This is a genomic window from Coleofasciculus sp., from assembly GCF_046539235.1.
In the GTDB taxonomy this organism is placed as follows: domain Bacteria; phylum Cyanobacteriota; class Cyanobacteriia; order Cyanobacteriales; family Coleofasciculaceae; genus Coleofasciculus.
Map to the genome: position 1 here is coordinate 1 of NZ_JBKHHI010000305.1, position 8236 is coordinate 8236.

Consider the following 8236-nt stretch of genomic DNA (forward strand, 5'->3'; position numbering starts at 1 on the left):
TAAACCCGCCCCTACACCATCACCATTTGGTCATTTGGGCGGGTTTTGTATCAACGTTACTATCAATCGCGACAATAGATTCCCTAAACCCGCCCCTACTATTTCACGCCTAATAACTGCGCCACAATTGGCAAAACCGCATTCGCGCGATCGCTATCCAATTCCTCCTCCCCTACCCCAATTACCTCAACTGAGGTTCCCCGTTTGACTCGTTCACCAATTTGGCGGCGTTCAGCCGTAGAAAACTGGGCAAAGGTGCGGCGTAATAACGGTAATATCTCGGTAAAGGTTTCTCCTGGAAGCTGAGTAACCCAATCATCAATTATCTGCCACAAGGTAGAGTCATGCAATAATAACAATCCACTCCCCTGCAAAAACCCTTCCACCCAAGCCGCCGCTTGAGGGGTTTCACTAGCTTGAGATAGAGCAAATTCTAACCGACGAGAGGCTTGATTCCCAGTTAATACCCCAGCATCCAATAATAATCGACAACTTCGACCCGCGAGTAACCCATGCAGGTTGGCTTGATCTGCCAGTTGCCATAATACCTGTTGCCAGGATTGTTTATAGTCAGGATTATTTAATAGTGAAATCGCGTAATTCATTTGTTGGATACGCTGATCGATATGCCGTGCTGCTTGATCATCTAAAGATGCACAAGCTAAGGGTAAACCCAGACAAATCCGCGTCACCAAGCCATCCACCACTGAGATAATCATCCGAGTATCGGTTTGGCGGACATTGCCATAGCGCAATACCTGCGCTAATGGGGGTAACGCTTCCATTAATTGGGCGACATCTCGGTTAAGGGTGGCTTCAGTTTGCAGGCGATGCATCACCTCCGGTAACGCATCGGGTAAGTTTGCCAATAAAACAGTTTCGACTAACTGAGTCAGACTGGGTAGCGCTTGAGCCTGTTGTGCCTGATTCCGGGCATAAGCCGTCGCCGCTGTATCAATCGTATTCCCCCAAATTCCGGCTTCAATCAGTTTCACCGCAAATTCCGGATGCCATTGAACCCGCCACCCTTCTTTAAAGGTTCCTTTTCCCTTGGTTGATTGTCGTATCCCCCAAGGAATGCCGAGTAAATTTAGACGATGGAGAAGATGCGATCGCGCCAAGTCGTTGGTTTTCCGCAAATCTAGTTCATACTGTTTCTCGGTGGGATTAGCCCGGAGGCGTAAGCGTTTCTGCTGCTGCTGTAAGTCCTGTTGTAAGGGAACCATGGGTGTATCATCAGGAACCTCTCCCAATCGTTCACCCACAATCAGTTGGTCTTGAATTAAACCCATCGGCACATCAGAGCCAAAGCATAGAACAGTTTGCGTGGCTTCATTTAACTCCAGCAAACCTGGTAAGCTGCGATCGCGTAATGCTGCCAAAGATTCTGCTAACCGTACCGTTTCAATAATATGGGCAGATGAGGCATCTAAATCTTCCTGACGCAATAACCGCGCCACCTTAATCAACCACCGAATCGCGATCGCTGATTGTTGATTGTTGATGATTAATTGTGTAGGGGCGGGTTTAGGGACTCTCTTGTCGCGATTGATAGTCACGTTTGTACAAAACCCGCCCTGACTCAGGGTTGAGTCAACTCCCCCATCCTGATAACAATCCCACAAATGACCATACCAACCCGGCGATTCAATCCCCGCCCCATAGCCACTCTTAAATGCTAGTCGTCCATAGGTCCAAGGTATCCAAGTGGCTGCAACTTTTGTTTTCGCCAATCCTTTCAGCAACGCATTATCAGCTTTCGCCGCAGGCATATCCACCAAAGCGGGGGCGTGCCATGCGCCACAGACAACAGCAATGCGTTGAAATCCTTCTTTTTGCGCCGCCCGAATCAGTTTCCGCATATAGGCTTCCCGTTGGGCTTCCCTCGGATCATCTCTGGGGGGTACATCCTGACGCAACGCCGTCATTGCTTCTAAAATCGCCTCAAATACATCCGTACTCTCCTGGCGATGTTCGACTAACTGTTCCCACCAGCGTTCCCCATCACTATACCCAGCAATTCTTGCCAAATAACCCAAAGGATCATACTGAATCTCTTGCTCCTCCGCTCCCCCATCTCCCAGACGTTCCACCGGAACGTCTCTACGTTCTCCCTCTGCCAACTGATGCACCAAGGGCAAGTCCATAAACCGCACCGGAATCCCTTGAGTTAAGGCATAATCAATTCCTTGCCATTCTGGGGAAAAGATAGCAAAGGGATAATACACTGCTTGTTGGGGTTGGTCGGGTCTATAAACCAATAACGCTACAGGCGGTTGCATCTGGGGATGGGCAACTAACGGGAGCATCCCATCCCCATCCGGGGGACCTTCTACTAAGAGGATATCGGGGTTGAGATTATCCAGAGCATGACACAGCGATCGCGCACATCCGGGTCCATGATGACGTATGCCAAAGATATGGATGCTCATGTTTTCGTCTAACTCCCCTGCATATAGCGTTTTTTTTGTCAAATCAGCAACCGATGGCGTTGCCAAAATTGTGTCGTTGAGATCTGCGTGTAGTATCTGTAGTGCTTGTTTCTTAAAATGGCAGAATCGGCAATTGGGAGATTTTTTGACTTAATTTATTGATAAAAGCGAATAAAAACCCAATGTCTCATGTTTAATCTATCTTCACAAATCATACTACAGTGCCAGCACAACGGCAAGATTAGGGTTTCCAGTTATTTTTTAGCTGTTCACATTCCTTAACATAAAATGTATCATTTGCGTTACTTGACAGATTTAAAAGGCTAGCAGAAAGACTATAAAGTTTTACTTATATCGTTACCGGGAAATCCATTAATTATCGCCTAACCCACCCTACTGGCTACTGGCGATCGACGCTGTATCGGCTGTAGGGGCGAGTCGCTGCATATCGTTACCGGGAAATCCATTAATTATCTCGACTCGCCCCACTATCGTTACCGGGAAATCCATTATTTTGTTGAGGAATTCTCATCGTTAGTTTACCCGTTGAAACGAATAAGGTGGTGGGTTACGGCGAATACTTTCCTTAACATTGTCAGGAAAAACCGAATAAACTTGAGAAAATCCAAACTGAATCCTTATGTCAAAAAGGTTTGACTTATATAAATTGAGATTAAGTGATGCAAATAATCCTCAAACGCTGACATAAGACATAAGACAAAGGAATAATGACATAAGACAAATTAACCCTCCATCTGCTCCCGACGCACTCGGTAGTAAACCGCCTTCACATTAGGACCAAAGACAATCTCCTCTTCATTTTGTAGCTCATAGCTTTGGTGCTTTTGACCATTAATCAACAAGCCATTAGAACTTAATTTCCCTTTGAGATTGCCATCAACAATGCGATAGGCATCATGCCCATTCTCACCCTCTACTCGCATTAACGTGGCGTGGTGACGGGAGACAAACTGGGAGTACAGGCGAATATCACAACCATGATCTCTGCCAATGGAATAGAGTTCACCGTCTAAAACAAACCGATGTCGTCCTCGGTCATCTTGAACAATGAGAACATGTCCCTCGGCAAAATCGGACGTATCTGAACTCACCGCGTCGGTAGATGAGTGATCCGATGAGGGTGGAGAGTCTGGAGAAGGTTCAATGGGCAACATCTCAACTTATGCTCAATCACTACAGATAATAGTAGCCACAGAAGTCGCCGACTTTAAGATGCGAAATCTCGGCAAGCACGATACAGGTCTGTCCAGCCTTTGCGTTCTTTGACCACAGTTTCAAGATACTCGTTCCACACCAGCTTATCTTGGATCGGATCTTTCACCACAGCCCCCACCAATCCCGACGCAATATCCTCAGCACTGAGATGTCCATCGCCAAAATGGGCAGCTAGGGCTAAGCCACTATTCACCACCGAAATTGCCTCGGCTGTACTCAGGGTACTACTGGGAGATTTTAGTTTAGTTTTCCCATCTTCGCTGATACCGCTACGCAATTCTCGAAAAATCGTCACCACCCGCCGGACTTCAGTTAAAGCGGGGGCTTGCACCGGGAGTTCTAAAGCACGTCCTAAGCTTTCTACCCGTTGTTGAACAATACTCACCTCCTCATCGATGGTTTTAGGTAAAGGAAGGACAACAGTATTAAAACGGCGTTTGAGGGCGCTAGACAGGTCATTGACACCCTTGTCGCGATTATTCGCTGTGGCGATAATATTAAAGCCTTTAATCGCTTGCACCTGATCCCCCAATTCGGGAATTGGTAGCATCTTTTCCGAGAGCATGGTAATCAGGGTATCTTGGACATCTGCCGGAATCCGAGTCAACTCTTCGACCCGGGCAATTTTACCCTCCCGCATCGCCACCATCAGCGGACTCGCCACTAACGCTTCCATCGAAGGACCTTGGGCGAGTAATTGGGCATAGTTCCACCCATAGCGAATGGATTCTTCACTGGTTCCGGCTGTACCTTGAATCAGTAAGGTTGAATCCCCAGAAATGGCGGCGGCTAAATGTTCTGATACCCAGGACTTGGCGGTTCCCGGAACCCCCATCAGGAGTAATGATCGGTCTGTGGTGAGAGTAGCAACCGCTATTTCTATCAGTCTGCGATCGCCGATATACTTGGGCGATACCACAAACCCGTTTTCTAGTGTACCTCCCAATAGATACGTTGTGACTGCCCAGGGGGATAAATTCCAGTTCGGTGGGCGCTGGCGTTGATCTGCTTTTGCCAATTCCGCCAATTCTGCGGCAAACTGTTGTTCCGCATGTTCACGCAATAAAAAGTTTTGATTGTTTATCTTTGCACGATTCACAGTTGTTTGTCCTGAAAAAGGCTCTTCCGTACCTGCTATACTAAACTAACTTTCTCCCTATTCGTCCTTTGTCTTATGTCATTCGTCCTTTGTCATCCTCATGAAGCGCCAAGCAAGCTACGACCTTTGTCAGCGTTTTAGGACTATTTGCAAAACTTAGTACCGCCTGCAAATTTTATATTCAGGCAATTAAAGCCAATAGCTTAAAAGAGTAATAACTTATGACTAAGAAAAAATTTATTAGCCCAAAAATTGATTATGCCTTCAAAAAAATATTTGGCTCAGACCAAAGCGAAGACATTCTGATCAGCTTCTTAAATGCAATTGTTTACAATGGGGAAAATGTCATTTCTAGTTTAACCATTGTCAACCCTTACAACCCTGGTCAAGTCGAAACATTAAAAGATAGTTACTTGGATATCAGGGCTGTTCTAAATAATGGAGAAATTGTCCTCATTGAAATCCAGGTCGCACGGATAGCTGCTTTTCATAAGCGAGGGATTTACAATCTCTGCAAAACTTATGCTAATCAGTTGACATCAGGAGACTATTACCTGGAGATTACGCCAGTTATTGCTATAACAATCACCGATTTTATTCTGTTCAAAGAAAGCCATAAATATATTCATCATTTTGTATTCAAAGACAAAGACAGCTCATCGGAATATCCTGAACATGAATTGCAGCTAATTTTTGTAGAATTACCGAGATTTGTGAAAAAATTGCCAGAGTTACAGACATTGGCAGAGAAATGGATTTATTTTATGACGCAGGCTCAAGACTTAGAAGAAATTCCAGAAAGTTTGGCAGAAGTTACGGCAATAGAAAAAGCTTTAACGATAGCCAATCAAGCGAACCTGACACCAGCAGAAGCGGAAGAAGTTAGTCGTCGAGCCATGCAGTTGCGCGATGAGATAGGACGGATCAAATATGCTACTGAAGAAGCATCAAAGGAGGCGCGGGAAGAAGGTCGCCAAGAAGGTCGCCAAGAAGGTCGCATTACAGAAGCACGCGCTTTAGTCCTGCGTCTGCTGAACAAGCGATTTCCAGACCAGACAGTGGAACTCAATAGCTTAGTAGAAAGTTTGTCTTTGTCAGCTTTAGAAGAGTTAAGTGATGCTATGTTTGAGTTGAATAATTGGGAAGATTTATTAACGTTATTGGCAGAGATAAACCAATAAACCAAGAAACATTTGAGGCTCAAATTTCTCTGCCCATTTCATATCGTAAATGCAAAATTGCCAATACTTCGTCGATAATTTCTGTCCAATAGGAGGCTAAAGCCGACCGTTCCGGAACAATATTGCTGAAACGGGTCGAGAGTTCGGGGACAATATCAGGACTCATAAAATAGGCAAACTCTTTTAGTCCAGTAGACAGCGACCAATCGTAAGGATTATCCGTCTTCTTCAGATAGCGGCGCACACCGTCTAAAACGATACCTGTCAATTCGGTACTCCAAGGAGAGTGGCAATGGGTTAATAACGGAAACGCCGCATGTTTGCTGTTAAAGGGAACCTTACTAGATGGGAATAAATTCAGGAAAAAACTATCTCTTTGTTCAAAGGATAGAACATTAATTAATCCAGAAATTAATTGATTTTGCGGGATTAAATAGCCCTTAAACGTACTATAAAACGGCAGTATAACCTCTGCCCATTCCCGATTCTGTTGTCCCATCGCCGCTACCGCCCAGCCTTCAACCAAGGAATGATCCCACTCACTCCGCTTCGCCGCTTGTATCCATTCAGCCGGGGATTCTTCCTGAAGTTCTGACCACAGAGAAAGGGGAGTCGCGGCGACAATTTGTAAAATCATCCAGGCTTTATTGCCTAATAACTGAGGTGGCTGTTTGCTATCAATGCCATCTCTAGTTATCTCTTGTTCATGATCATCAGAGAGGATAAAATCCAGATGTAAACGGTTACGCTTGCGCCGAAATGTGATTGCTGATTGGATGCGTTGTTTCATCCGCTGACATAAACTCGATTCCGGTAACTGTGCCAATAAATGAGCCGCTTGGCGCCGCACCTCTTGGCGGCGGTCATCCAATGCCACCTCTAAAAATGTCTCATCCTCCAGGTTTAAGCCAATTTGCAGGGTGTTTAACAACGCAATTCTGCCATCTGACGATTCTTGTTGCCACACAGTTACAAGTCGTTCCCGTGCTGAGGCGGGATGTTCACGCCGTAGATGTTGCAATAGGAGTTTGCGGGCGTCTAGACTTCCGCTTGTCCAAGTTTGTTCGATATCCTCCTCTCCCACATAATTCCAATCCGGATGCTGGGCGGCTAACCAACGCCCTCGCTGACCCAAAACCGGGAGAATGGTGGGGCGTAACTGGGGTGAAGTACGTCCAACTTCGAGTAACTCTGGCAAACAATAGTCGGGGACACGATATCCGGCGGTAGCGGCGGTGGCTAACCATTCCGGTAACAGTTTGACCCGCTCTTTTTGTAGCATCAATTTCAGATAGTGGGCGGCGCGAGGGCTACAGGGGGGTTTATCTTCAGGTGGACAGGGTTGGGGTAGGGGTTGGTTATCGGTAATCGGGCGTTGTCCGGCGCGGTGATAGAGAGAAATTGCCCCAGCCGCGCTGAGTAAGGTGGCTTCTGGGTCAGTCGGATTCAGTTGGGATAAAAGTTGACCGAGTGGGTTAGTGGCTGGAGTGAGCGTGAGAGTTCGTCTCTCTGTGCCAACTAAGGCGGTGGTGATTACGTCTTGCCAGAGACTCATTGAGGCTTTACCGACGATAGGATGTTAACTCGATTTTAATCGAACAGGTTCCTCTGAATTGATTACTCTATTACCTTCTACCCTTTTACTCTAAAATCCCCCCTAAAATCTTGACTAACTCTCTCAAATCATCGGGCAACGTATAAGACCCAATATCTCTTATAATTGTTAACGTACTTCGCTCTAACTTACCAAAAACCCACAACTCCCCAATAGTCACCACTCCATACAACACCTGCGGTGATTCCTGGAGCATTGCCAACGCAATCAACTCCACCGCCAGTTGAGTGAACCCCCGCGTCAAATCATCCCGCTTCGCTTCAATAACAATTAATCCCATCTCCGACTCAATAAAATAATCTAAATTCCCCTGAAGTTGCTCATTAACCTTCAACGGGTACTCAATGCGTAGCAAACGGCGGCACATTACCGCCACTCGCGCCAACACTGGCGCAATCAAAATTTCCCGCTTCGCTGTTTCACTACTGAGAGTGACATAAGGAATCGTGTCTTCTAACTGCTGCTGTAACTCCGAAAGATACTCAATCTCACGAGTGATTTTGGGTAAGTGAAGGCGCTGGCGTTCAAACTTATAGCCAAACTCTGCCAGGATTTCATCGGTATCATTGGGTAGTTCAAAGTAGGAACGAAAACTATAGCTGGTTCCCTCTTGCAAAATTTTGGGCTTAGACATAAATACTCCTGAGTTTTAGGTATTGTAGGTTGGGTAGAG

General features: G+C 46.1%; 6 protein-coding genes. 1 reads left to right on the forward strand and 5 read right to left on the reverse strand.

The genetic code is table 11. From position 1 onward, the window contains the following. Positions 1 to 98: 98 nt before the first annotated feature. The 3 genes from ACLFWI_RS22075 to ACLFWI_RS22085 all read right to left on the reverse strand — a co-directional run bounded on the left by ACLFWI_RS22075 (position 99) and on the right by ACLFWI_RS22085 (position 4767). Positions 99 to 2432, reverse strand: coding sequence for a DUF5682 family protein (locus ACLFWI_RS22075; protein WP_446414708.1), 2334 nt, complete (start codon positions 2430 to 2432; stop codon positions 99 to 101). Positions 2433 to 3175: 743 nt separating this feature from the next. Continuing rightward, a complete protein-coding gene (locus ACLFWI_RS22080) occupies positions 3176 to 3607 on the reverse strand; it encodes an FHA domain-containing protein (protein ID WP_446414703.1) in 432 nt (143 codons plus the stop codon). A 53-nt stretch (positions 3608 to 3660) separates the two neighbouring features. Further along, entirely contained in the window at positions 3661 to 4767 is a 1107-nt protein-coding gene (locus tag ACLFWI_RS22085) for an ATP-binding protein (RefSeq protein ID WP_446414704.1), read from the reverse strand. Between the two features lie 221 nt (positions 4768 to 4988). On the opposite strand from ACLFWI_RS22085, the gene ACLFWI_RS22090 reads away from it, so the two are divergent. Then, complete coding sequence (locus ACLFWI_RS22090) at positions 4989 to 5948, forward strand: Rpn family recombination-promoting nuclease/putative transposase (RefSeq protein ID WP_446414705.1); 960 nt, start codon at positions 4989 to 4991, stop codon at positions 5946 to 5948. Between the two features lie 19 nt (positions 5949 to 5967). Here ACLFWI_RS22090 and ACLFWI_RS22095 read toward each other — a convergent pair whose 3' ends face one another. Both ACLFWI_RS22095 and ACLFWI_RS22100 read right to left on the reverse strand, forming a co-directional pair. Beyond that, positions 5968 to 7503, reverse strand: a complete 1536-nt coding sequence (locus tag ACLFWI_RS22095) for a DUF5691 domain-containing protein (RefSeq protein ID WP_446414706.1) — start codon at positions 7501 to 7503, stop codon at positions 5968 to 5970. An 85-nt stretch (positions 7504 to 7588) separates the two neighbouring features. Next, the gene (locus tag ACLFWI_RS22100) at positions 7589 to 8197 is read right to left on the reverse strand and encodes a hypothetical protein (protein ID WP_446414707.1); all 609 of its coding nucleotides are present in this window, start codon (positions 8195 to 8197) and stop codon (positions 7589 to 7591) included. Positions 8198 to 8236 lie beyond the last annotated feature (39 nt).